A 23,114-nucleotide genomic window follows, 5' to 3' on the forward strand; every position below is an offset into this window, starting at 1 on the left:
CGGAACCCTACTTCGGGCCCGCCCATGAGCAGCCGGCCTGGAAGCTGCACTGGACTCCGGCCGTGGTCGGGCCCTGTGGGGCCCAGCCCGCGCCGCCGGCCCAGCCTCCGTAGTAGTAATAGCCGCCGGAGCTGCGCTGGCCGACCCCACCGCTGGCTCCCCACGGCCCGTCGGCGCCGGTGAGGCTGCCCAGCTGGATCTTCTGGTCGCTGGGCTTGGCGGTGTTCCAGCCGACGGAGACCCCCATGTAGGCGCCGCCCTTTCCGGAGAACAGCGACTTGGCTCCCTTGATGGTGTCGAAGGTCATGCCGCCCGACATGGTGAGCGACGCGTTGCCGTTCTGGAACCCGGCGTTGACGCAAAGGACCAGGCAGAACGAGCCGCTGACGTAGACGTGCTCCCACAGCTCCTGTTGGATCGTCGTCCCGCTCTTGGTGTACGGGTCCGACGTGCTCTCCTTGCCGGTACCGGTGCCGAGGACCGCGATCATGTTGAGGGTCTGGTCCGCCTTGGAGCCCTTCTTGGGGCTGCCGAGCAGGCCCGAGTCACCGGCGTCGCTGCAGAAGTGGGTCATCTTGTCGCTGGTGGGCGACATGGAGCACTCCTGCCTGATCCAGTCCGCGATGAGCCGTTTGTAGGTGGGCAGTTTCTTGCTGCCGCCGGGGTTGCGGTAGAGCAGTTCGCGGTAGGTGGGAACCCGCACCCCGTCCAGGGTGGGACGGCCGTCGTCGCTCCTGCCGTTGTCCATGGACCCCGTGTGCGACTTGCCCTGGGGGCCGCACGGCACGCCCTGGACGCCCTCGCACTCCTTCTTCGTGCAGTTGCGCAGGTCGTAGCTGCACGAGTTCTGGGTGCCGGGCGGGTCGGTGCCCGCCGGGTCGGACAGGTTGACCGGGTTGTCGTCGCTGTAGGAGTAGCCGTTCCACTGCTGCGGCTGGTGCTCGTCGAGTACCGGGTCGGGGTTGATGAAGCGGCCCGTGGCGGGCTGGTACTCGCGGGCGCCGAGGTTGGTGAGCCCGGTGGCAGGGTCCTGGGCGCCGCCGACGAAGCCGTGTTCGCCGGCCCACTGGGAGGGCTGGGTGCCGCGCGGCACGCCGTACGGGTCGACGGGGCGCCGCGTTTCGGCGAGCGAGCCCGAGTCGAGGGCGAGGACAGCGGTGTCGTGGTTGTCGCCGGTCTGCCAGGTGAGGCCGCTTCCCTGTCGTACGGCGGTGAGTCCGTTGGGCAGGGCGTAGGTGCGGGCGGTGGTGACCGCGCCGGTGGCGGTGTTCAGGGTCAGGTCGTCGGGGCCGATGTGGAGGGTGGTCCTGCCGGGGTCGCGCCGGACGAGCTGGTTGCCGTCGGCGTCGTACACGTAACTCGTCCCGTCCGCAGTGCCGTTGGGGGTGAACGAGGTCAGTTCGGACTGGGCGTCCCAGGTGAGGGCGGTGGTCCCGGCGGGGGTGGTGATCTCCGTGGTGTTGCCGTCGGCGTCGTACTGGTAGGAGCTGTTGCCGGGGCTGCCGGGGCCGCTGCTGGTGGTGGAGAGCAGGGCGTGGGCGCCTCCGGTGCCGCCGCCGGTGCCCGGGGCGGTGGTGGGCTGGTTGAGCTGCCCCGCGGGGGCGAAGATCTGGTCGGTGGTGATGTCCTTGGCGGTGTCGCCGGTGGTGTCGTGCCGGGTGAGTCCGGTGCGGTTGCCGGTCTGGTCGTAGGCGTACGACGTCCAGTACGCGGCCGGGCCGCCCACGGTGGTCTTCCCGGCCGGGGCCCCGCTGGTGGGAGTGGTGTTCTTGCAGCCGCCGGTGCCGGGCACGGAGGGCTGTGGCCTGGCGGTGACGCCGCCGGTGTCGGTCCAGGCGGTGGTCAGCCGGCCGAGGTAGTCGTAGCCGAAGCACTGGAGGTCGGTCTGGGCCGGGGTGTTGTCGGGGACGTTCTGGATCGCGGTGATCTGCCCGGCCGGGTTGCGACTGTAGGTGGTCTGCTGGACGGCGCCGGTGGCGGCGGTCTGCTTGTCGACCCAGGAGGACAGCAGGTTGCCGGTGGCCTGGTCGTAGGTGTCGGTGACGACGACCTCGGTGCCCCACGGGTTGACGGTGGTGCGGACCGCCTTGCCGAAGGCGTCGTAGTCGGTGGACAGGTCGTAGGTGGTGGTCGCCGAACCGAAGCTGAGGAGTGGTCCGTTGACGTCGTAGCTGTAGGTGAGTGACTCGGCGGGCAGGTCGCCTCGGGCGTCCGTCGTCGATGCGGTCAGGGCGCCGGTGATCGAGTTGAACGTCGACGTCGAGTTGTAGGCGCGGGCGAGGCCGCCTTCCTGGGCGGGGACGGTGACGGTGGTCGCGGTCGCCCGGTATCCGGCGTCGTAGCCGGTGACCTCGCTGGTGTAGGCCTGGTCGGTCCTGCCGTCCACGTAGCGGCTGGACTTCGCCGCCTGGCCCTTGGCCCCGCTGACGCTGTCGTAGGTCCAGGCCGAGACCGGCACCCGGTCGGTGGACGGGGGTGTGGTGCTGTAGGCGGCGGTCTTGCGGCCGAGCAGGTCGTAGTCATAGCTGAGCACCTGCTTGCGGGCGTCGGTGGCGGTCTTGAGGTGCCCGTCGCTGTCGTAGGTGCGGCTGCTGGTGCCGGTGTCCGGGTCGCTCGCGCCGGTCTGGTGGCCGCGCAGGTCGTAGCTGTAGGACCAGTGGTTCTTGGTGGTGCCGTCGGTGCGGGTCGCGGTCTTGCCGTCCGGGGTGTACGTCAGCCTGGTGATGTCCGCGTCGAGCGGGCTGCCGGTCGCGGTCGGTGTCCTGTACTGCCACAGCTCGCTGGACCGGCCCAGGGTGTCGGTGACGGTGGTGGTGGCGGTGCCGCCCTGCGGAGGTGTGGTGTCGGTGCGGTCCGCGCCCGGGTAGGCCTTGGTGGTGCGCCATTGCTCGACGGCATACGAGGAGAACACGGTCGCGGTGGGCCGGCCCTGGCCGTCGAAGAGGGTGCCGGTCTGGCCGGGCACCTGCTTGTCGTCGACGGTGACGAGCCCGGCGCCGGGGGCCGCGGTGTCGTCGTAGTACGGCGTGCGGCTCTCGACGGTCCAGCCGTGCGAATCGTACAGGGTGTCGGTGACGACGCGGCCCGTGTAGGCGGAGATGCCCGGTGTCGCCTGGGTCTGGCGGCTGCGGCCCAACCCGTCGTAGATGACGACGGACTTGGCGTAGTGTGCGCCGTCGTTGTCGAGAGTGGAGGTGGTGACCGCTGAGGGTGCGGTGCTGCCGTTCACCGCGTAGGCGAAGGTGGTGTTGGCCTTCTGGGTGGTGGTGCGGCCCGGTTGCCAGACCGCGGTGAGGCGGCCGAGCCCGTCGTACTGCTTGGTGGTGGTCCTGCCGTTCATGTCGGAGCTGGTGAGCTCCTGGTCGCGGCCCACGTCGATGGTGGTGGTCGCGGTCCAGTCGGTGGTGGAGCCGGGTGCGGGGCTGGTCACGGTGACGGCGGCGGGGATCTCGCCCGGCTCGGCGGGGAGGTAACTCGTCCTGGTGGTGGACCCGTTGGGGTGCTGGGTGTCGGTCGCGTTCGGGTCGGTCACCGAGGTCGCGCGGCCGTAGGAGTCGTACGCGCTGGTCTTGGTGGTGACGTACACCGGGTTGCCGTCGGCGTCGTAGTGATCCAGCTCCTGGGCGGCCGTGGCGTCGCCCGCGGTGTCGGCCTTGCCGAAGGGCTGGGTGTCGTACAGCGTGCGGTCCGCCTTGACGGTGTTGTCCTTGGTGGGCGTCGCGGTGCAGGCACCGCTGCCGGAGAGCGTCTTCACCTCGTCGGCGAGGCCGGTGACCAGGGGGTTGCTGCTGGTGGCGTACGAGGTGAGGGTGCACTGGTCGGGCTGGCCGTCGGCGGCGACCAGGACGCTGGTGGTGCGGTTGGCGTGGTCGGCGTCGCTCTTGGTGGTCGTGACCTTGGCGCGCCAGCTCCCGTCCGCCTTCTTCTCCTTGGCGGTCTCGGTGACGGTGGTGGCGCGATAGCGGGCGACGAGGTCGGGCAGGCCCGAGCCACGTACATGGGTCGCGGTGGTGGCCGGGCCGGTGGCTCCGTTCACCGTGTACGACGTGATGGTGCCGCCCGCCTTGTCGTAGGTGTCGCTCTCCAGGGCACCACCGGACAGCCAGTCGGCGTCGGAGACCTGTTCGCCGAGCGAGTCGGCGACCTCGACCGAGCGGGTGGCGCCGCCCGGCAGGGTGTCGCCGTCCATGCCCTGGAGGTACTTGGTGACAGCCTGGGTGACCGGGCCGTCCTGCCCGTCACCTGTGGTCGTGGTGACGGTGGCGAAGCCGCGGAACTGGTCCCATGTGCGGGTCTTGGGGTCGATGACCTCACTGGTCCCGTAGTGCCAGGCGGCGGGCCCGTACTGGTACTTGGTGACCCGGGAGGGGCTGTGTGCCACCGGGTCGTTCTCGCTGACGCTCGCCACGGTGTAGTGGTTGAACCAGTCGGAGACGGGGTCGGCGCCGTAGATGCTGCCCGGCGGGTACCACTTCACGTTGTAGCAGGTCATCGTGTCGGTGTCGGCCGACGTCGGCATCACTTTCTTCACCCGGGAGCAGGCGGGCAGGTTGTAGTCGACCTGGATCTGCTCGCCGGTCTCGGTGGTGACGGTCTGGATGCGCGGCCGGTTGAACGCGGTCGGCGCCGGGACCAGGTTGGTGCCGTCGACCCGGTTGGGCAGTTCGACCGGCGTGAAGGACACCTTGGGGAGTGAGACGGCGGTGGCGCCGTTCTGGCCGGTGCGCTGGATGCTCGCGAGCCACATGGCCGGCTTGTTGCTGTCGGCCGGGTCCGGGTAGCTGTGGGTCAGCGTGTAGGTGTCGATGTTCTTGTACGCCCCGTTGGAGAGCACCTGGGTGGTGATCGAGGCGAGCCGGGTGTTGCTCCAGAAGGACGGCCCGTACTGGGTGCAGGTCCCGGTGGCGGCGCAGTTCTGGTCGTACGGGACGTCCGGCCAGTGCGCCGCGTTGCTCGAACCGAGCGTCGCGCCGCTGCACTTGAAGGATCCTGCGGTGGAGCAGCGCCCCTCGGGCGCCGGGGTGAAGATCACCTCGGCGGCGGGCTTGAGTGTGCCCTTCGCGGTGACCTGGTCGGCGAGGCGCTGCCCGTATGCGATAGAGGTGAGCGCGCCGCTGCGGATGTAGGAGGTCTGGGTGCCCTTGCCCTGGTTCTGGGCGCCGCCGCGCGCGTAGTAGTTGGACTGGGTGCTGTAGGTGTACGTCGTCAGGTTGCCGTGCGGGTCGACGGCGTAGTCGAGGTTCCAGCGCCAGGCCATCTGGCAGTACGAGGCGTTGCCCTTGGCCGAGTCGTAGCAGGGGTCGCCGCTCTTGGGCGAGTAGACCGGTTCGGTCCAGGCCGAGTTGGCGGCGGGGTCGCTCTTGTCGCCGCCGGGCAGGTGGCCCAGGCCGAAGTAGTAGACACTGCCGGAGGTGGTGGAGACCTTGATGTACTCACCGCTGTGGGCGCCGTTGTCGGCGCCGGTCAGGAACTCGACCTTGGAGCCGTCGTCGTTCTTGAGCCGCCAGGTGCCGGTGGTGTCGTCGCGCACCAGCTCGCTGGAGTGCCCGTTCAGCGAGAGGGAGGCGTTGTAGCCGGCCCAGCAGGAGTCGGCGGAGTACTTGATGCCGTCCTTGTCGCAGTTCTTGTACGAGCGCTCGACGAAGCCCGGTGTGTAGTCCCAGCCGTCGCCGATCCAGGAGGACTGGGCGTTGGTCGAGGAGGTCCGCCCGTCCACGGCGGACGAGCTGTACGACAGGTCGACCTGCGGGGCGTCCGCGCCGATCGACGGCGGCACCTGGATCGGGTAGCTGTAGTCGAAGCCACCGCCGCTGCTGCCGCCGGTCCAGGCGGCACTGGGGTTGAGGCTGCTGGCGGTGTAGTCGCCGCCACCGCCGCCGGAGGCCGTCTCGGCGGCGAACACCATCGGCTGGGCAGCGTCGGACAAAGCCGGCACGGCGACATCGGCGACCAGGCTGCCCGAGCCCGCGTCGTAGTGGGACGCGACCGGTGTCCGCTGTCGGCAGCCGGCCACGTCCGGGGTGGTCAGGGCGCAGCCGGGCAGGGTCACCAGGTGGGCCCGGGCCGCCGCGTCGGCGCCGTACGTGGCATCGAGGCGGCGCACGTCGATGCCGACCTGGATGTGTCCCGATGCCGTGCCGCGGTCCACCGTGACGACGGGGCCCCGCACACCGAGGGCCTGGGCCTTCGCGGTGTCGACGACGCCGGTCTTCAGGGAGGCACCGGCTGAGGTAATTGCCGTTGGGGCGTGGGGAGTTGACGCCGCGGCCGGGCCCGTCCACTCCCCCGGGACCTTGTAATGCGGCTCGGTCCGGGCGGGCCCCGGGGCGGCCTTGCCGTGGACGGGCTCGGTGTGTGGAAGGGCGGTGCGGGGCGGGGCCCACCGCTGGTGCGGGTCGACGGGCCTGCCCGCGGCCATCGCTTCGGCCGACGCCGGCGCGATCAGGGAGGCCGTGGTCGCCAGCACGCCGATCGCGCCGAGCCATCTTCGGCCGCCGCGGCGCCCCCGTCTCCGCACGTTCGACACGGCTCTGCCCCAAGCCCCCACGACGCTCCCCCTCGCACCCGAAGCACGCGAACCCGTACCCGATCAGCACGCAAAATTGGCCGCCCTGTCCGAAACAGGCGACGTCGAACCGGGGTGAACGTAGCGCCAGATCCGAACACCAGACCCACACCTACCCCACACTTGACGCACTCATTAACTTTCGCCTCCGGCACATCAGTTGACGCACCGTCATATCTGCGGACACATCCGACATCGAGGCTTGACCTGGGTCCGTCGAGCCCCGCTACTGTGCCCCCTCGATCGGCGCGCAGCAGCGCGCCAGAGCCGGGAGGGACCGTCATGGGGGGTATCAGCGCCTACTCGCGCGCCACAGGACGACGCAGACCGTGGCAGCGCTCGGCGGTCGGACTCATCACCGCCGCACTGGCCGCAGCGGTGGTCGCACTGCCGACGCCCGCGGTGGCGGAGACCACGCCGGAGCCGACGGGCGGCGACGCCCAGCACGTACAGCAGGTGCCGCCCGACGAACGGGCCGCCTTCACCGCGAAGGCGCAGGCCGCAGCGAGCGGGCGTCCGGTCGTGATCGACACCCTGACCACGCCCTACGCACAGACCGTCGCCAACCCCGACGGCACCCTCACCGAAACCTCGACCGCGGTCCCCACCAGGGCGAAGGTCAGCGGCAGTTGGGCCTCCGTGGACGCGACGCTCCAGGCGCAGGCCGACGGGACGCTCACCCCCAGGGCCGCCGTCAACCGGCTCACCCTTTCCGGCGGTGGCAGCGGTCCCCTCGCCACCCTGACCAGCCCGGCCGGCAAGAGCCTCGCCGTCACCATGCCGTTCGCACTGTCGAAGCCGACGGTGGACGGTGACACCGCCACGTATGCACATGTGCTGCCGGACGTCGACCTGGCGGTGACGGCCACCGAACTCGGCGGCATCCGCGAGGTGTTGGTGGTCAAGACCGCCGCCGCAGCGGCCAACCCCGCGCTCGCCACCCTCCACCTGGCGACCTCGGGCCCCGGCCTCACACTGAACTCCGACGCACAGGGCGCGCTCGAAGCAGTCGACACCGCGACGGGAGCGCCTCAATTCACCGCACCCGCACCGCAGATGTGGGACTCCAGCACGGCCACCTCGTCCGCCGCATCCGCAAAGTCCGCGAAGAGCACGGCGATGAGTGCGAAAGGGCTCGCGGCGGCCCCGGGCTCCCCCGCGGACGCCAGCACGGCCGACGGTCCGGGACCCGGCGCCCGTTCGGCCACCATGGCGACCGCCGTCTCGTCCGGCAGCGTGGACATCACCCCGGTCGCGGACATCCTGCACGGCAGCACCACCCACTACCCGGTGTTCATCGACCCGTCGTACATCCCCTGGAGCCCCGGCGACCCGGCCTGGACATGGATCCAGTCCGCCCACACCGGCAGCGGCAACTACGGCGTCTTCGGTTCCTCGCACTCCCAGCAGCCAGGCGTCGGCGTGTGCGGCACCTATCCGGGCGGCGGCAGCTGCAGCCCGGCCGACAAGGAGCGCACGTACTACCAGTTCAACATCGCCGCGCTCGGCGACAACAACGACGTCGTCGGCAGCGCCGAACTCCATGTCACGCAGACATACTCGGCGGACTGGAGCTGCACCAACAAGTACGGCATCCGGCTGTACTACTCGAAGGACACCATCGGCTCCGGCACCGACTGGAACAGCCACCCCTCCGACACCTCGACCGGCCTGACCGACGAGGTCGGCGGCACGGGCTCGTCGGGATGCGGCGGTGACGTGGCGTTCGCGTACAACGTGAAGTCGCAGGTGCAGGGCGCGGCCGACGGCAACTGGAAGACGATCACCTTCGGCCTGTACGGGGACGAGGGCGACGCCAACGGCCTCAAGCGCCTGTCCAACAAGGCGAGCCTGGCGGTCACGTACGACCACACGCCCAACGTGCCGACGGGGATGACGAGTTCACCCGTGCCCGGTTACGCGTCGACCGGCACCACCCAGCCGTGCGAGGCGACCACCAACCCCACCGACAAGGCGTTCGTCGGCACCCCGGGTCTCACCTCGGGCCTCCAGCTGAAGGCCACTGTCTCCAGCCCGACCAGCCCGCGCCAGCCGGTCCGGGGCTACTTCTCCACCTGGGACGACTCGGTCAGCGGGACCCCCGACACCGCGCACGGCGACGGCTACAGCAACGGCGGCGGCTATGTGTCCTCGGGCAGCCAGGTCTCCTTCACCGTGCCCAAGGCCGACTTCACCGACGGGCACGCCTACGCCTGGAACGTGAAGGCGAGCGACGGCATCCTCGCCTCGGCCGGGACCACGCCCTGCCACTTCCGTGTCGACCTGACCGCGCCGACGGTCACCACTCCCTCGGCGCCTGACTACCAGGTGGGCAACCTCAACACGGTGTTCCCTCCGGCGGGCAACGGACAGACGGCCAACATCTACGCGGGCAAGGGCGGCTGGGTCCCCTTCACCGCCACCGACCCGGCCCCCGCTGTGGGCCTAGCTTCCCAACTCGCCTGCATGCGCTGGGGGTTCGACCCCACGCTGACCACCGCGGCCTGGCAGTGCGGCAGCGCGCTGCCCAAGGACTTCCTGGCCGCGTTCCCCCAGCACTGGGGCACCAACATCCTGTACATCCAGGCCAAGGACAACGCGGGCAATCTCTCGCAGCTCGCGACGTACGCCTTCTATGTGCCGTGGAACCCGAACGGCCCGGCCCCTGTGTTCGGCGACACCACAGGTGACGGTTCGGCCGACATCGTCACGCCGGGCGACGACAGCAATCTGTACGCCCATACGGTGCCCGGCAACACCCAGGCCACCAGCCCCGCCACCGCGCTCGCCGCGCGGGTCGCGAACACTCCGGACGGCGACAGCTGGGCCGACTACCGCACCACCCACCGCGGCAGCCTGCGCGGCGGCCTCAACGTGGACGACCTGATCGTCCACAAGGACGGCGCGGCGCAGCTGTACTTCTACTACAACCCCGGGAACACCGGCACGGACGGCCGCTTCGACAAGCGGGCCGCGCTCACCAAGCCGGCCTGCAAGGACGACGGCTCGGGCAGCTACTGCACCGGGTACGCCGCGGACTGGTCCACCACCACGAGGATCGCCGCACTGGGCGACGTCTCCACGACCGCCCTGGACGCGGGCACCTTCCGCGACCGTACGGGGCTGCTCACCGAGGAGGCCACCGCGTCCGGCGACGCCGCGCTGTGGTTCTACCCGACGGTCTCCGACGGCCAGTTGGGAGCGCCGGTGCGGCTCGCCGCGAGCGGCTGGAAGGACCTGGAACCGATCGCTCCGGGCGACTGGAACCACTCGGGGCACCCCGGCCTGTGGGCCCGCAACCACACCACCGGCGACATCACCGCGTACACCTTCACCACTGGCACCACCCCGGTCCCGGGCAGCACGACCACTCCCCCGGAGACCGTGCCGACCCTGACCGGCATCGCGGCCGGGCCCAAGCTGGGCAACCTGTCTGCCACTGACAACCCTGTCATCGGCTCCGACGGCGACCTCACTGGCGACGGCATCGCCGACCTGTGGTGCGTCACCAAGGGCGGCGTGGTGAACATATGGGCCGGCCACACCCCGGACGGCACCTCGGGCACGGCGGTGGACTACTTCCTGTCACCCATCAACGGCGGCACCACGGCGGGCGCCGCCGACCAGTGGCGCCTGAACGGCAACGGCGCCGACCAGGCCGGCCTCAACGCGGCCACCTCCGTAGGCACGGTCGGCTGGGCGGCCGACCACACCGGCACGACACCGGGCGCGGCCACGTTCACCGGCAGCAGCTACCTGAAGACGGCATCACACGCCCTCGACACGACGAAGAGCTACACCGTCTCGGCCTGGGTCAAGCTCGACTCGCTCGCGGCCACACAGGCCGCGGTGAGCCAGGGCACCGCCACCCACCAGGCGTTCTACCTGGGGTACAACGGCCCCAAGAAGTCCTGGCAGTTCATGACCACCACGACCGAGGCCGCCACCACCACGTATCCGGTGGCGCTCGGCGGCCCCGCGCCCGCGGTCGGCACCTGGACCCATCTGACCGGCGTGTACGACGCGGACACGGAGGTGATGTCCCTGTACGTCAACGGCGCCCTCACCGGCACCGCCGACCGCAACGCGACCCCCGTCTACAACGCGTCGGGCCCGCTGACGATCGGCGCCAACATCACGGTGGGCAGCACGAGCCCGTACGACCCGCTGACGGGCGCGGTGTCCGACGTCCGCACGTTCCCGTCCGCGCTGACAGCGGCCCAGGTGAAGGCCGTGTACGCCAACTCATAATGATTCAGGGCCAGTTGGGAGGGGTCGACCCGTTGAGGCGGGTCGGCCCCCCTGCTGCGTTCCGATGCATGGGGAAGGTGCCATGCCGATGCCACCTACTGACCGAAACCCGCCGGGCACGGGGCACTCCCTGGAGACGGAGCTGCACCAGGTGGCGACGGCCTCGACGGGCTGGGCTGAGCCAGCCCTGCCAGGGTGTGCGGAGCGCTCCCGCTACCCCCTCAGTCGGGCGTTGAGGCGGGCGGCCTGGCGCGTGAGGTAGTCGCGTTCGGCGAGGTCGGGGGCCTTCTGGGCTGCGTCCGCGTACAGCCGTGCCGCCGTTGCCAGGTCCCCCTCGCGCTCGTGGAGGTACGCGGCGACCGCGGTGTGGCGCGGCAGGGAGTCGTCCAGTTCCGCCAGCGCCGCGAGGCCGGCGCGCGGGCCGTCAGCCTCGCCTACGGCGACCGCGCGGTTGAGCCGGACGACCGGGCTGTCGGTCAGCCGCACGAGTTCGTCGTACCACTCGACGATCTGCACCCAGTCGGTCTCCCCGGCGGTGCGCGCGTCCGCGTGGAGTGCGGCGATGGCGGCCTCGGCCTGGAACTGGCCTAGCCGGTCGCGGGCGAGGGCCGTCTGCAGGATCTCGACGCCCTCGGCGATCGACGCGGTGTCCCACCGGCCGCGGTCCTGCTCGGCGAGCGGTACCAGGCTGCCGTCGGGCCCGGTCCGGGTGGCGCGCCGGGCGTGGTGGAGCAGCATGAGGGCGAGCAGACCCGCCACTTCGGGGTGGTCGATCGCGGCCGCGAGCTGCCGGGTGAGCCGGATGGCCTCGGCCGAGAGGTCGACGTCGCCGGAGTAGCCCTCGTTGAAGACGAGGTAGAGGACGCGCAGCACGGTGGCGACATCGCCGGGCTGGTCGAACCGTATGCCCGAGACAGTGCGCTTGGCGCGGCTGATCCGCTGTGCCATGGTCGCCTCCGGCACCAGGTAGGCCTGAGCGATCTGACGGGTGGTCAGGCCGCCGACTGCGCGCAGCGTGAGCGCGACCGCGGACGAGGGTGTCAGCGACGGATGGGCGCACAGGAAGTACAGCTGGAGCGTGTCGTCCGCCGCCGGCGCGGGCCCGGGTGCCGGTTCCTCGTCGACGAGGTCCTCACGCCGGCGCCGTGCGGTGTCCGCCCGGGTCGCGTCCAGGAACCGGCGCCAGGCCACGGTGACCAGCCAGGCCTTCGGGTCCCGCGGGGGCTCGGCCGGCCAGACGCGGACCGCCTCGACCAGCGCGTCCTGCACGGCGTCCTCGGCCGCCGCGAAGTCGGCTCCGCGGCGGACGAGGATGCCGAGCACGCTCGGCGTGAGGCTCCTGAGCAGGGCCTCGTTCAGCGTGGAGGTCACGTGTGGGGGCACCCCGTGATCGTGGGCGGCGCGGCCAGGAAGGGGCGCAGCTCCAGCCATTCGTGGATCGGCTTTCCGCCCGCGCCCGGAGCCGCGGACAGTTCCCCGGCCAGTTCGACGGCGCGCTCGTAGCTGTCGACGTCGATCACCATCCAGCCGGCGATCAGGTCCTTGGTCTCGGCGAAGGGACCGTCGGTGACCGGCGGGCGGCCCTCACCGTCGTACCGGACCCATGTCCCCTCGGGGGCGAGCGCCTGACCGTCGACGAACTCGCCGGTCTTCTCCAGCCGGTCCGCGAAGTCCTGCATGTACCGCACGTGCGCCGAGATCTCCTCCGGCGTCCACTGGTCCATGGGAACGTCGTTGGCGCAGGCCGGGGCGCCGCGGTAGTGCTTGAGCAACAAGTACTTGGCCATCGTCTTCTCCTTGGTCCTGGTGCGACCATCTTGGCCGCGTTCACCCCTGGGACGGAGCCGGACTCGGGTTCTCGACATCGCGGGCCAAATTTTTTTCACCGCCCTTCGCCGGCGGACGCTGCTTGGACCTGAGCGGTCTCGGCACCGCGGACGGCACCCCCGTCCAGCTGTGGGACTGCTACGGCGGCGGAGGAACCCAGCTACTGACCCGAGGCTGACCGGCTCCACGCAGCCACGCCCCCGTGCAAGGATCCGTCCCATGAACACTCCCACCCTCACGGAGCCCCGGTCGCCCTGGGTCGTCGTCACCCATGCCGACGATCCATGGGTACGCACCGAGACGTCGCAGCTCCGGGAGCAGGGCGGCCGGGTGTTCCGTCTGAACGGCCACGAACTACGGGACCCCGCCTCCCTGTTCACCGCCTTCGCCCGAGAACTGTCCTTCCCCGGCTACTTCGGCCGCAACTGGGACGCGCTCGTGGACTGCCTGCACGACTGGCACGGCGACGATGAGGCACAGGGTGTCGTCGTCGTGATCGAGCACGCCGACGACCTGCTCGGCGCGGAGTTCCTGGGCCTGTTCGTCTCCGTGCTGTGCCAGGCGGCCTGGAAGGCCAATGTGCAACTCGACGCCGAGGGCGCCCCGCACGACGACTGGCCCCCGTTCGCCCTCCACTTCGCCCTCCTCCTCGACCACACTCCGCCCTCGGCATTCGCCGAACCGGCGGCACAGGGCATGGACGTAGGCGTGGCGATGTGGGAGAGCCGCCTGACCGCGACCCTCACCGGCACGGACTGGCCGGGCTCCGACCCGGCCGTGCCCTGAGCAACGTCGGACGGCATGCCCGTCGCAAGATGAGCAGAAGGCTTCCCTACAGACGTCCCCGAGCCATGCCGATCAGCCGGTCCAGAACCTTGCCGTCGCTGACCCGCAGGCCGTCGTGCTCCCACTCGTTGGTCACCCAGGTCCGCAGGCCGCGTACCGCGTCGGCGGTGGCCAGCGAGTCGACGGTGTCGACGTACATGTCGTCGTGGTAGACGGCTGCGAACACCGGGACGCGGTTGGCGGCCAGGACATCGGGGGCGTACAGGTCGGGCCAGTCCGTGCGGTTGGCCAGCAGGTCTGCCGTCTCTCGCAGCGGGCGCAACGCCGGATCGGTCTCGAACATCCAGGGGTAGAACATCTCCCCGGTGAACAGCATGGGGGCGCCGTCCGCCAGCGCCTGAGCCGCGTCGAACTCGGGGAATTCCGCGCGCACTTGCTCGGCGGCCCAGCCGGTCGGCCCGGGGTCAACCGACCGCTGCCCGTAGATGGATTCGTGCAGTACGGCGTAGAGCGGGCCCTCGGCGAACGAGAGTTTCGACTGGACACCCGCCAGGAAGGTGTCGGACAGCTCGGGCCCGGAGACGCCACGGACCCAGGCATCCTCCAGGAGGTAGTGCAGGAGGTCGGAGCCGTTGCCGGTGCCGAGCACGAGGCCGAGCGCCTGGAAGGCCCGCACGGTCAGCTGGCCGCCGCCGGGCAGCTCGGCCGGGGCGGCGAGCAGGTGGTCGGCGACCCGGCGTACGGCTTCGACGTCCTCGGGGTAGCGTGCGTAGTGGGCGGCGTTCTTGCGGGCGACGCGCGGGTAGGCCGCCCGGTACACATCGGCCGCGCTGCTGCGCAGGCCCGCCAGACCGCCGGTGACCAGCGCCTCGCGCAGCCCTTCGGGGGCCAGGGACAGATAGGTGAGGGTGCAGAAGCCGCCGAAGCTCTGGCCGAGCAGACTCCAGCGGCCCTCGTCACCGAGCAGCTGACGTCGGATCAGTTCGGCGTCGCGGACGATCGAGTCGGCGCGGAAGTGGGAGAGGTACTCGGCCTGCGCCGCGGCGCTGCCGCGCGAGGGCAGGGTCTGCCGGGTCGCGGGGGTCGAGCGTCCCGTGCCGCGCTGGTCCAGGAGCAGTACCCGGTAGTCCTCCAGTGCCCGGTCCAGCCAGCTGTCCCGGCCCACCGGCCGGGCCGCCCGCCCGCCAGGACCGCCTTGGAGGTAGAGCAGCCAGGGGAGTTCGGCGCGCTCCTTGCCGGCCGCGACCACCTCACGGGCGTACACCTCGATCTGCTCGCCCCGCGGCACAGCGTGGTCCAGCGGCACCTGGAAGAGATGGTCGGTCAGGACGACGCCCGGCTGTCGGATCACGACGGACATGGGACTCCTCTGTGTGTGACGGGTGCGGCGGAGGTGTGCGCCTCGGTTCGGCAGGTGTGCACAGGAGGCTGTGCTGTCCCGACCGTGGCCGCCACCCTGCCACATGGTCCGGCTCGGCCCACCGGTGGACGCAGGCGGGCGGGCTTCCTGACGCGTGCGGGGCAGGGGCCTGCGACCGTTCCGGCGGCCCGTGGTGTACGAAGTGCTACGTGAACGAACAGATTCAGCCCGCGACCGTCCGCGTTTTCATAGCGCTCGCCCCGCCCGACGACGCGAAGGAAGAGCTGGCGCGAGCGCTGCGGCCCGCCTACGAGGCGTACCCGCGCCTGCGGTGGAACCGCATCGAGGACTGGCACATCACGCTGGCCTTCCTCGGCGAGCTCCCGGTCGAAACCGCCCCGCTCCTGCAGCAGCCGCTCGCCGATCTCGCGGCAACGCGCCGGCCCCTGCGGCTGTCCCTGCGTGGCGGCGGGCACTTCGACGAGCGGGTGCTGTGGAGCGGGATCGAGGGCGACCTCGACGGGCTGCACCGGCTCACGGCCGATGTCCGCAGTGTGGTCAAGGAGTGCGGAATCGTCTTCGAGGACCGGCCGCTGCGTCCCCATCTGACACTGGCCCGGTCCCGCCGCGACGACCCCTCCAGCGTGATGAACGTAGCCTCCGGCCTCGCCGGCTTCAGCGGTCGGGAGTGGGAAGCCGAGCGCTTGCACCTGGTGGCGAGCAACATCGGACGTGGACCGGGTCCCATCCACTACCGCGACATCGAGGCGTGGCGCTTCAGCGGCGAGCAGTGAGCGGCGAAGGACGTCTGCCCCGGGCTGAGGCGATGGGCAGCGGACAGCGGACAGCGGCGCAGGTTGGACGTCACGCCGCGAAGTCGTCGACCGCCTTGGCGATGTCGTCCCCGGTCAGAGGTTGCTGCATGTCACTGAGCAGGCGCGCCAAGGCGGGCAGGGCGGTCTCCTGGTTGGCGAGGGCCACGCTCACGTAGTCCCGGTCCGGGATCAGGACCATGGCGGCCCGGTAGCCGGGCAGCCGTCCGTTGAGATACATCTGGCCCGACGGATCCAGCGCCCATCCGAGCCCGTAGGACATGGGGTCGTCGGGCCGCGTGCGCGGACGGCTGATCTCCTCCAGGAGGGCCCGGTCTGAGAGCAGGCCCTCGCCGACGGACAGGAGCTCCGACACCGAGGACCACAGGCCGCCACTGGGCCGACGGGTGCGGGGGTAGCGGAGCGGCGGGAGGTGGGTCGTGCCGCTCCAGCCGGTGACGGACGTCGCCGGTGTCTCGAAACCCGTCCGCGCGAAGCCCCCGGGGCCGAGGAGGTTTCCTTCCAGGGCGCTCTCGTACGTCGTGCCGTTCAGGGCCGCGAGGACCGAGCCGGCCAGGAAGTAGTTGCCGTTGTAGTACGACCATTGCAGGCCGGGCTCCCGCTCGTTCCCGGCGCGGACCACGAGCCGGGCGGCTTCCAGGAGCGCGCCGTCCCCGTCGCCCAGAGCGGCCGCCGTCGCCCCGTCCACCGATGCACGCAGACCGGAGACCTGGCCCAGGATCTGCTCCACGGTGATACTCCTGTCGGCCCGCCAGTCCGGCGCGAGGGCGGGGAGCAGTTCGACGACAGGGGTGTCCAGTGGCACGCCCTTGTCCCGCAGTGTGCGGAGCAGCGCCGTAGAGGTGAAGACCTTCGTCAGCGACGCGATACGGAAACAGGATTCCGCGGTCACCGTGTCCGGCCCGAGGGTGGCCGTCGTACGAGCGCCTGCCACCGACGAACCCGCCGCCACGGCCGGGACGTCGCGAAGACTTATCTGCTGTGCCATCAGCTTCTGAAGAATCACGACGCACATGCTAGGCGTGGCACACCCGGGCAACCGCGGCCAACCCGCACCGGGCCGAGGTAAGTCACCATCGCGTTCACGCTGGTGAAATTCGATGTCTGGGCCGTTCGCAGGGACGGTCTGCTGATCGGGCACGCCGAGATCAAGCCGACCGACGTGGTCGGGGGCCACGAGATCATCTACGCGCCGGCCCCGTCGGCGTGGGGCTCGGGCCTCGGGACAGAACTGGCCGAGGCCCTCGTCGCCTACGGCTTCGGCACACTCGGACTGACCGAGGTACACGCCATCGTGGCCGAACCGAACGCCGCCTCGCTGAAGTTGCTGACCAGGATCGGCTTCGAGCACGTCCAGGACGTCAGTGAGGGCGACGGCAGCACGACTCGCGTGCTGACTCGCACCTGCATGCCATGGGTGGCTGAGTGAGTCGGACAGCCCCGCGAGCCAGCCCCCGAGTGATCGGTTCCGTTAGTGTGTCCCCTTCATGACCTGGGGGTTTCCATGCAAACGAGAACAACTGTGATGCTTACGTGTCTGGCGGTGGGGGCCGCTCTGACCGGCTGTACAGGTGGCTCCGGCTCGGCGGATCACTCCGCTCAGCGGATCCTCGACGATGCCAACCACACGATGAGCGCGCTCAGTTCGGTGACTGTCGACGCGGACAGCACCGAGGCGTCGAACGGCACCGGTATTGCCAGCCGCATGACGACCGACCTCAAGGGCAGGTGTGCGGTGAAGTCCACCTGGGCCGCAGGCGGCACCCTCGAACAGATCCGGATCGGTGACACCGACTACGTCCGTCCGGATGCCGCGTACCTCAAGAAGTCGTCGGGCCGGGACACGGCCGGCACGAAGGACCAGCGCCGTTGGATCAAGACCCCGGCCGGCGCGGCACGGCCGGGGGACGGACTTGCCGAATGTACCTATACGTTCACCTCCTTCGGGGTGCCCGAGAAGGGGGACCGGGTCACACTCGACGGCAGGCCTGCCATTCAGCTCGTGGTGCACCACAAGACCGATGAGGAGGAAGGCTCGTACACCTTCTTCGTCGCCGCGAAGGGCAAGCCGTACATCCTCAAGGTCGTCTACCAGGGGGCGAAGCACCACAACGCCACCTCGTTCAGCGCCTTCGACCAGCCCCTGAACATTCAGCCCCCGCCCGCGGCCGACGTGCTGGACGGGAGCGGCTTCACTCCCTGAGGTCCCCGTCGGCCCAGTGAGAGCCCGCCCCACGCAGGCGGCGCGTGGAGCGGGGCCGTTCAGCGGGCGCCCAGCAGGTGGTCCAGGGCCAGTTGGTCCAGGTGCTCGAAGGCCATGCCCCGTTCCCCCGCCTCCTCGACCTCGAAGTCCTCGAAGGCGGTCCGGTCGGCGAGGAGGCCGGCGAGGCCGTCCTCGGCGGTGGGTCGGGCGAGGTCGCCCAGGCGTGCCGCGAGCAGTGCCTCGCGCACCTCGGGATCGGCTCGGAAGGCGGCCGAACGCGCCTTCAGGATCAGGTAGTTGCGCATGTTGCCGGCCGCCGATGCCCACACCCCGGCCATGTCCTCGGTGCGCGGCGGCTTGAAGTCGAAGTGCCTCGGGCCCGTGTAGTCGGCGGATTCGAGCAGATCCACCAGCCAGAACGCGTCGCGCAGGTTGCCGGAGCCGAAGCGCAGGTCCTGGTCGTACTTGATGCCGGACTGGCCGTTCAGGTCGATGTGGAAGAGCTTGCCCGCCCACAGGGCCTGCGCAACGCCGTGCGTGAAGTTGAGCCCGGCCATCTGCTCGTGCCCGGTCTCCGGGTTCACGCCGACCAGTTCCGGGCGTTCCAGCCGCTCGATGAACGCGAGCGCGTGCCCGACCGTGGGCAGCAGGATGTCGCCGCGCGGCTCGTTGGGCTTGGGCTCGACGGCGAAGCGCAGATCGTAGCCCTGCTCGGTGACGTACTCGCCGAGGAGGTCGAAGGCCTCCTTCATCCGGTCGAGAGCGATGCGTACATCCTTCGCGGCGCCCGACTCCGAGCCCTCGCGCCCGCCCCAGGCGACATAGGTCTGCGCACCCAGCTCGACGGCCAGGTCGATGTTGCGAAGCGTCTTGCGCAGGGCGTACCGGCGGATGTCGCGGTCGTTGGCGGTGAACGCGCCGTCCTTGAAGACCGGGTGTGTGAAGAGGTTCGTCGTGGCCATCGGCACGACCAACCCGGTCGCGTCGAGCGCCTGCCGGAACCGCTTGATGTGCGACTCCCGCTCGGTGTCCGAGGAGCCGAAGGGGATCAGGTCGTCGTCGTGGAAGGTCACGCCGTACGCGCCGAGCTCGGCGAGGCGCTGGACCGACTCGACCGGATCCAGGGCGGCGCGCGTCGCGTCGCCGAACGGGTCGCGCCCCTGCCAGCCCACGGTCCACAGACCGAAGGAGAACTTGTCCTCGGGGGTCGGGGTGAAGCGTTCCGTCATCCTCTTCGCCACCTTCACGCGGGTCCGTCCGACGCCTGCCGGAGCTATTTGTTTTCTTACCTGACAAATACTGCACGATCATGGTGGCTTCCGTAACCCCGAGCGTTCGCCTAATTTGGAGCACCGGTGAATCTCATTTGTTGACCCCGCACCCAAATAACTCCCGACTCCCCCGCAGCCGCAAGAGAGGTGTCCGGATGCCGCACAGCCCGGTCGTCATCGGCGTGGACAGTTCCACCCAGTCCACGAAGGCTCTGTTCGCCGACGCCGCCACCGGAAGGACGCTCGCCGTCGGCCGCGCCCCGCACCGCGTCGACGGCTCGGCGGGAGCCCGCGAGTCCGACCCGGAGCAGTGGTGGCAGGCGCTGCGGGAGGCCGTCGCCGCCGGGCTGAAGGAGTCGGGCGCGCCGGCGTCCTCCGTCTCCGGCATCGCGGTCGCCGGGCAGCAGCACGGCCTGGTGGTCCTGGGACAGGACCACCGGCCGCTGCGTCCGGCCCTGCTGTGGAACGACACCCGCTCGGCCCCGCAGGCCGCCGCCCTCACGGCGGCGCTCGGCGGCCCACACGCCTGGACCGCCCGCACCGGTTCCGTACCGGTCGCCGCGGTGACCGCCGCCAAGTGGAGCTGGCTGCGCGAGAACGAGCCTTCAACGGCCGCTGGCTGCAAGGGTGTTCGACTTCCCCACGACTTTCTCACCGAACGGCTCACCGGCGCCGCCGTCACCGATCCCGGCGACGCCTCCGGCACCGGCTGGTACTCCACGGCGACCGGGGCGTACGACCCCGAGATCCTCCAACTCATCGGACTGGAGGCCGAGTTGCTGCCCGCCGTGGCTGCGACCGGCGGCACCCGCGTCGGCGCCCTCACCGCGTCCGCCGCCGACGCCCTCGGCCTTCCGGCCGGTGTCGCCGTGGCCGCCGGGACCGGTGACAACATGAGTGCGGCCGTGGGCCTCGGGCTCGGCGGCGTAGGGCTCCTGGACCACCCCGCACTAAGCCTCGGCACCTCCGGCACGGTCTTCGCCGCGACCCGCACCCGGCCCGCCAACCCCGCGCTCAGCGGGTTCGCCGCGGCCGACGGTGGCTACCTCCCGCTGGCCTGCACCCTGAACTGCACGCTCGCCGTCGACCGCATCGCCACCCTGCTCCGCCTCGACCGCGACGACGCGGCACCCGGCGGCGAGGCCGTACTCCTGCCCTATCTCGACGGCGAGCGCACCCCCGATCTCCCGCACGCCGCCGGGCTGCTCACCGGCCTGCGCCACGCCACGACACCGCAGCAACTCCTGGGCGCCGCCTACGAAGGCGCCACGGTCACCGTCCTGCGCGCACTGGACGAGGTCCTGCGCGCCTGCGGCCTCGACCCCGACTCCCCCACCGTCGCCGCCAGGCCGCTGCGCCTCATCGGAGGCGGCGCCCGGGGCCGCACCTGGGTCGAAACAGTGCGCCGCCTCTCGGGACGGCCCCTCGTCGTCCCGAGAGGCACGGAACTGGTGGCCATCGGCGCGGCCGCGCTCGCCGCATCGGCCGCGTCCGGCACCGATCCGGTCGCGATCGCCCAGGACTGGGGGTCCGGACGCGGCGCCGAACTCCCGCCCGTGGAGCGCGACTTGGAGGCATGGGAGCGCATCACCTCCGTACTCGACAGCGCCGCGCCCACCCTGCTCAACGGAGGTTGAGTCGACCCCTCATGCAAGCCGGACCCCCCAAAACCACCAGGGGAGTTGCGCCCAATCCGGCACGCCATCCGCACGGGCAACGCTCAGTCCCGGCCGGACCCCGGTCGAGACGGAGTCGGCGGCCCGGTTCGGGGTGTCGAAGATGCCGGTACGGGAGGCACTCAAGACGCCGGCCGGGATCGGAGCTCACCGGGGCGCTCGTGCACAGCGACGATGTGATCCGGCCGCGTGCGAGGCCGCCGGCCGGCGAGGGCGGATCGCGGTGCTGCGCGGCAATCTCTGCCCGGACGGCGCGGCCGTCAAGCACATCGCCGCCGCACCGCACCTGCTCAAACGCACCGGATCTCCGACGCCCGCATGAGCAGCACCTCGTACGGCACATGCGTGCTGCGCATCGCACCGGAGTCGTACGTCGGCGGCCCCCTCGCGCTGGTCCGCACGGGAGACTCCGTCACCCTCGATGTCGAGTCCCGCAGCCTTCAACTGAACGCTTCCGATGGGGAGTTGAAGCGAAGGCGCATCGCCTGAACGGCTCCGCCCGTACGGTACGAGCGTGGTTACGGGGTCCTGTACGGTGAGCAGATCACCCAGGCCGACACCGGGTGCGACTTCGCGTTCCCGGCCGGGCCGGGCAAGGTCGCGGACCCGCACACAGGTTGAGCCACACCCCCGGATGCCCGTCGGGCAATCTTGTCCGAAACTCGCACCATTACAGAACGTCACACAGGTGAGTTCCTCAGATCATCGGGGCATGAGGACTACCAGGGGCTTTGTGATTCGGCCCCCTTCGCGGCCCACGGAAGGGTCACGGAGAGTGAGATATTCCGGGTGTTGGTGCGATATTCATGCACCCGGAACACAAGAGACAGGCAGGCGCGACGTGGGCGCAGACGAACTCGCCTTCTGGCTGCGGACTCGCACCGTGGGCGGCACCACCATCATCGAACTGCACGGCGAGCTGGACATGCTGGCCCATCATGAACTCGGCCCGCGCATACACGCGTTGGTGTGCCGGTCCGACACCGATGTGATCCTGGATCTGCGGGCGGTGACCTTCCTCGACGCGGGCGGCATCCGGCTGCTCCTGGCGGTACGCGAACATGTGGCTCGCCGGGGCGGTGTGCTGCGCCTGATACGCGGCACGCCTCGCATATCCCACATATTGCGGATCGTCCGCCTCGACGACTCCTTCACCGTGCTCGACACACTCCCCCGCGCCCTGGCCGAGGGTGCCACCACCGACGAAGGCAGCCGGGCGTCCATGTAGTGCCGTGTGCTTACTTGTTCTGCATTGCCTTCACCAGCCCGGCGACCAGGTTCGCCCGCTCGGCCATCGCGTCGATCACCAGGTACTCGTGGTCGGCGTGGGCACCGCCTCCGACCGCTCCGAGGCCGTCGAGGGTCGGCACGCCGAGGGCGGCCGTGAAGTTGCCGTCGCTTCCGCCGCCGACCGCCTTGCCCTCGATGCCGGGCACCAGCCGCTGGGCCACGGCGAAGAGTTCGGCCGACGCCGATTCGGGCATCGGGGGCCGGCCGACCCCGCCCTCGACCGTGATCCGCGCCTCGTCGAGATGCGGAGTGAGCGCGGCGAAGGCAGCCTCGATCCGCTCCTTCTCCTCGGCCGTCTCGACTCGTACGTCGACGCCGATCGTCGCCTCGGCGGGTACGACGTTGTCGAGGGTGCCCGCGGCCGCGACGGTGGGGGTGACGGTCGTGCCGGTCTCGGGGCGCCCGAGCGCCGCGATGTCCAGGACCTGATGGGCCGCCTCGATCAGGGCGTTGACCCCGGCCGCCGGTTCGAGGCCGGCGTGCGAGGCGCGGCCCGCGATGGCGACCTGGAAGCTGCCGCAGCCCTTGCGGCCGGTCTTGAGGCCGCCACCGTCGGCCGCGCCCTCGAAGACGAGCACCGCGCCGCAGGCCAGCGCCCGCTCCTCGATGAGCGCGCGGGAGGAGTGCGAGCCGACCTCTTCGTCGGCGGTGACCAGGATCTCGACGCCGGTCCGGTCCTCCAGCGCTGCCAGGCCGTGAATGGCCTGCACCAGACCGCCCAGCATGTCGAAGACGCCAGGCCCCGTCGCATGCCCGCCCTCGACCTTGAAGGGGCGGCGTGCCAGGGTGCCGAGCGGGAACACGGTGTCGTGGTGGCCGAGGATCAGCACCTTGGGTTCGCCGCCGCCCGACCAGTGGACGTGCGGCCCGGCGTCGCTCTCGACTAGGACGGCATGCCCGCCGAGCCGGCTCTCGATGACGGCGGCGACCGCCTTGGCCGATGCCGCCAGGGCGTCGTGATCGCGCGACGGGGACTCGACCTCGACCAGCGTCCTGAGGTCCTCGATCATCGCGTCAACGCTCACCCTGTGCATCATCATGCGGCCAGGGTA

Annotated in this window: 13 protein-coding genes and 2 pseudogenes; 8 read left to right on the forward strand and 7 right to left on the reverse strand. The window is 70.6% G+C overall.

Annotated elements, in window-relative coordinates; all coding sequences use genetic code 11:
* Positions 1-7: 7 nt before the first annotated feature.
* Positions 8-6,526: an RHS repeat domain-containing protein gene (locus ACSHXC_RS01750; protein WP_438289802.1), complete on the reverse strand. Its 6,519-nt coding sequence runs from the start codon at positions 6,524-6,526 to the stop codon at positions 8-10.
* A gap of 321 nt (positions 6,527-6,847) precedes the next feature.
* Between ACSHXC_RS01750 and ACSHXC_RS01755 the strand changes: the two genes are divergently transcribed.
* On the forward strand, positions 6,848-10,816 hold the full coding sequence (locus ACSHXC_RS01755; RefSeq protein ID WP_438289803.1) for a LamG domain-containing protein: 3,969 nt from the start codon (positions 6,848-6,850) through the stop codon (positions 10,814-10,816).
* Positions 10,817-11,029: 213 nt separating this feature from the next.
* Here the strand turns inward: ACSHXC_RS01755 and ACSHXC_RS01760 are convergent, their stop codons facing one another.
* Positions 11,030-12,175: an RNA polymerase sigma factor gene (locus ACSHXC_RS01760; RefSeq protein ID WP_438296388.1), complete on the reverse strand. Its 1,146-nt coding sequence runs from the start codon at positions 12,173-12,175 to the stop codon at positions 11,030-11,032.
* An 8-nt stretch (positions 12,176-12,183) separates the two neighbouring features.
* Positions 12,184-12,603, reverse strand: coding sequence for a YciI family protein (locus tag ACSHXC_RS01765; protein ID WP_438289804.1), 420 nt, complete (start codon positions 12,601-12,603; stop codon positions 12,184-12,186).
* Between the two features lie 259 nt (positions 12,604-12,862).
* On the opposite strand from ACSHXC_RS01765, the gene ACSHXC_RS01770 reads away from it, so the two are divergent.
* Positions 12,863-13,429, forward strand: coding sequence for a barstar family protein (locus tag ACSHXC_RS01770; protein ID WP_438289805.1), 567 nt, complete (start codon positions 12,863-12,865; stop codon positions 13,427-13,429).
* Between the two features lie 46 nt (positions 13,430-13,475).
* Here the strand turns inward: ACSHXC_RS01770 and ACSHXC_RS01775 are convergent, their stop codons facing one another.
* Positions 13,476-14,789, reverse strand: coding sequence for an alpha/beta fold hydrolase (locus ACSHXC_RS01775; protein WP_438289806.1), 1,314 nt, complete (start codon positions 14,787-14,789; stop codon positions 13,476-13,478).
* A gap of 209 nt (positions 14,790-14,998) precedes the next feature.
* Here ACSHXC_RS01775 and thpR point away from each other — a divergent pair, with 209 nt between their 5' ends.
* Positions 14,999-15,583, forward strand: coding sequence for an RNA 2',3'-cyclic phosphodiesterase (gene thpR, locus ACSHXC_RS01780; RefSeq protein ID WP_438289807.1), 585 nt, complete (start codon positions 14,999-15,001; stop codon positions 15,581-15,583).
* Between the two features lie 70 nt (positions 15,584-15,653).
* Here thpR and ACSHXC_RS01785 read toward each other — a convergent pair whose 3' ends face one another.
* Positions 15,654-16,628, reverse strand: a complete 975-nt coding sequence (locus tag ACSHXC_RS01785; protein ID WP_438289808.1) for a serine hydrolase domain-containing protein — start codon at positions 16,626-16,628, stop codon at positions 15,654-15,656.
* A gap of 90 nt (positions 16,629-16,718) precedes the next feature.
* On the opposite strand from ACSHXC_RS01785, the pseudogene ACSHXC_RS01790 reads away from it, so the two are divergent.
* Both ACSHXC_RS01790 and ACSHXC_RS01795 read left to right on the forward strand, forming a co-directional pair.
* Positions 16,719-17,051, forward strand: a pseudogene (locus tag ACSHXC_RS01790) (GNAT family N-acetyltransferase); the annotation flags it as partial.
* A gap of 96 nt (positions 17,052-17,147) precedes the next feature.
* The gene (locus tag ACSHXC_RS01795) at positions 17,148-17,825 is read left to right on the forward strand and encodes a hypothetical protein (protein ID WP_438289809.1); all 678 of its coding nucleotides are present in this window, start codon (positions 17,148-17,150) and stop codon (positions 17,823-17,825) included.
* 59 nt (positions 17,826-17,884) lie between these two features.
* Here the strand turns inward: ACSHXC_RS01795 and xylA are convergent, their stop codons facing one another.
* The gene (gene xylA / locus ACSHXC_RS01800) at positions 17,885-19,054 is read right to left on the reverse strand and encodes a xylose isomerase (protein WP_438289810.1); all 1,170 of its coding nucleotides are present in this window, start codon (positions 19,052-19,054) and stop codon (positions 17,885-17,887) included.
* Positions 19,055-19,251: 197 nt separating this feature from the next.
* Between xylA and xylB the strand changes: the two genes are divergently transcribed.
* From xylB to ACSHXC_RS01815, 3 genes and pseudogenes are all read left to right on the forward strand, one after another.
* Positions 19,252-20,733, forward strand: coding sequence for a xylulokinase (xylB, locus tag ACSHXC_RS01805; protein WP_438289811.1), 1,482 nt, complete (start codon positions 19,252-19,254; stop codon positions 20,731-20,733).
* A 182-nt stretch (positions 20,734-20,915) separates the two neighbouring features.
* A pseudogene (locus ACSHXC_RS01810) lies at positions 20,916-21,393 on the forward strand (dihydroxy-acid dehydratase); the annotation flags it as partial.
* Positions 21,394-21,613: 220 nt separating this feature from the next.
* A complete protein-coding gene (locus tag ACSHXC_RS01815) occupies positions 21,614-22,000 on the forward strand; it encodes an STAS domain-containing protein (protein WP_438289812.1) in 387 nt (128 codons plus the stop codon).
* 10 nt (positions 22,001-22,010) lie between these two features.
* On the opposite strand, the gene ACSHXC_RS01820 is transcribed toward ACSHXC_RS01815, so the two are convergent.
* Positions 22,011-23,102, reverse strand: a complete 1,092-nt coding sequence (locus ACSHXC_RS01820) for a M20 family metallopeptidase (RefSeq protein WP_438289813.1) — start codon at positions 23,100-23,102, stop codon at positions 22,011-22,013.
* Between the last annotated feature and the right edge of the window lie 12 nt (positions 23,103-23,114).

The sequence above is a fragment of the Streptomyces sp. HUAS TT7 genome, from assembly GCF_051550175.1.
Taxonomy (GTDB): Bacteria; Actinomycetota; Actinomycetes; order Streptomycetales; family Streptomycetaceae; genus Streptomyces.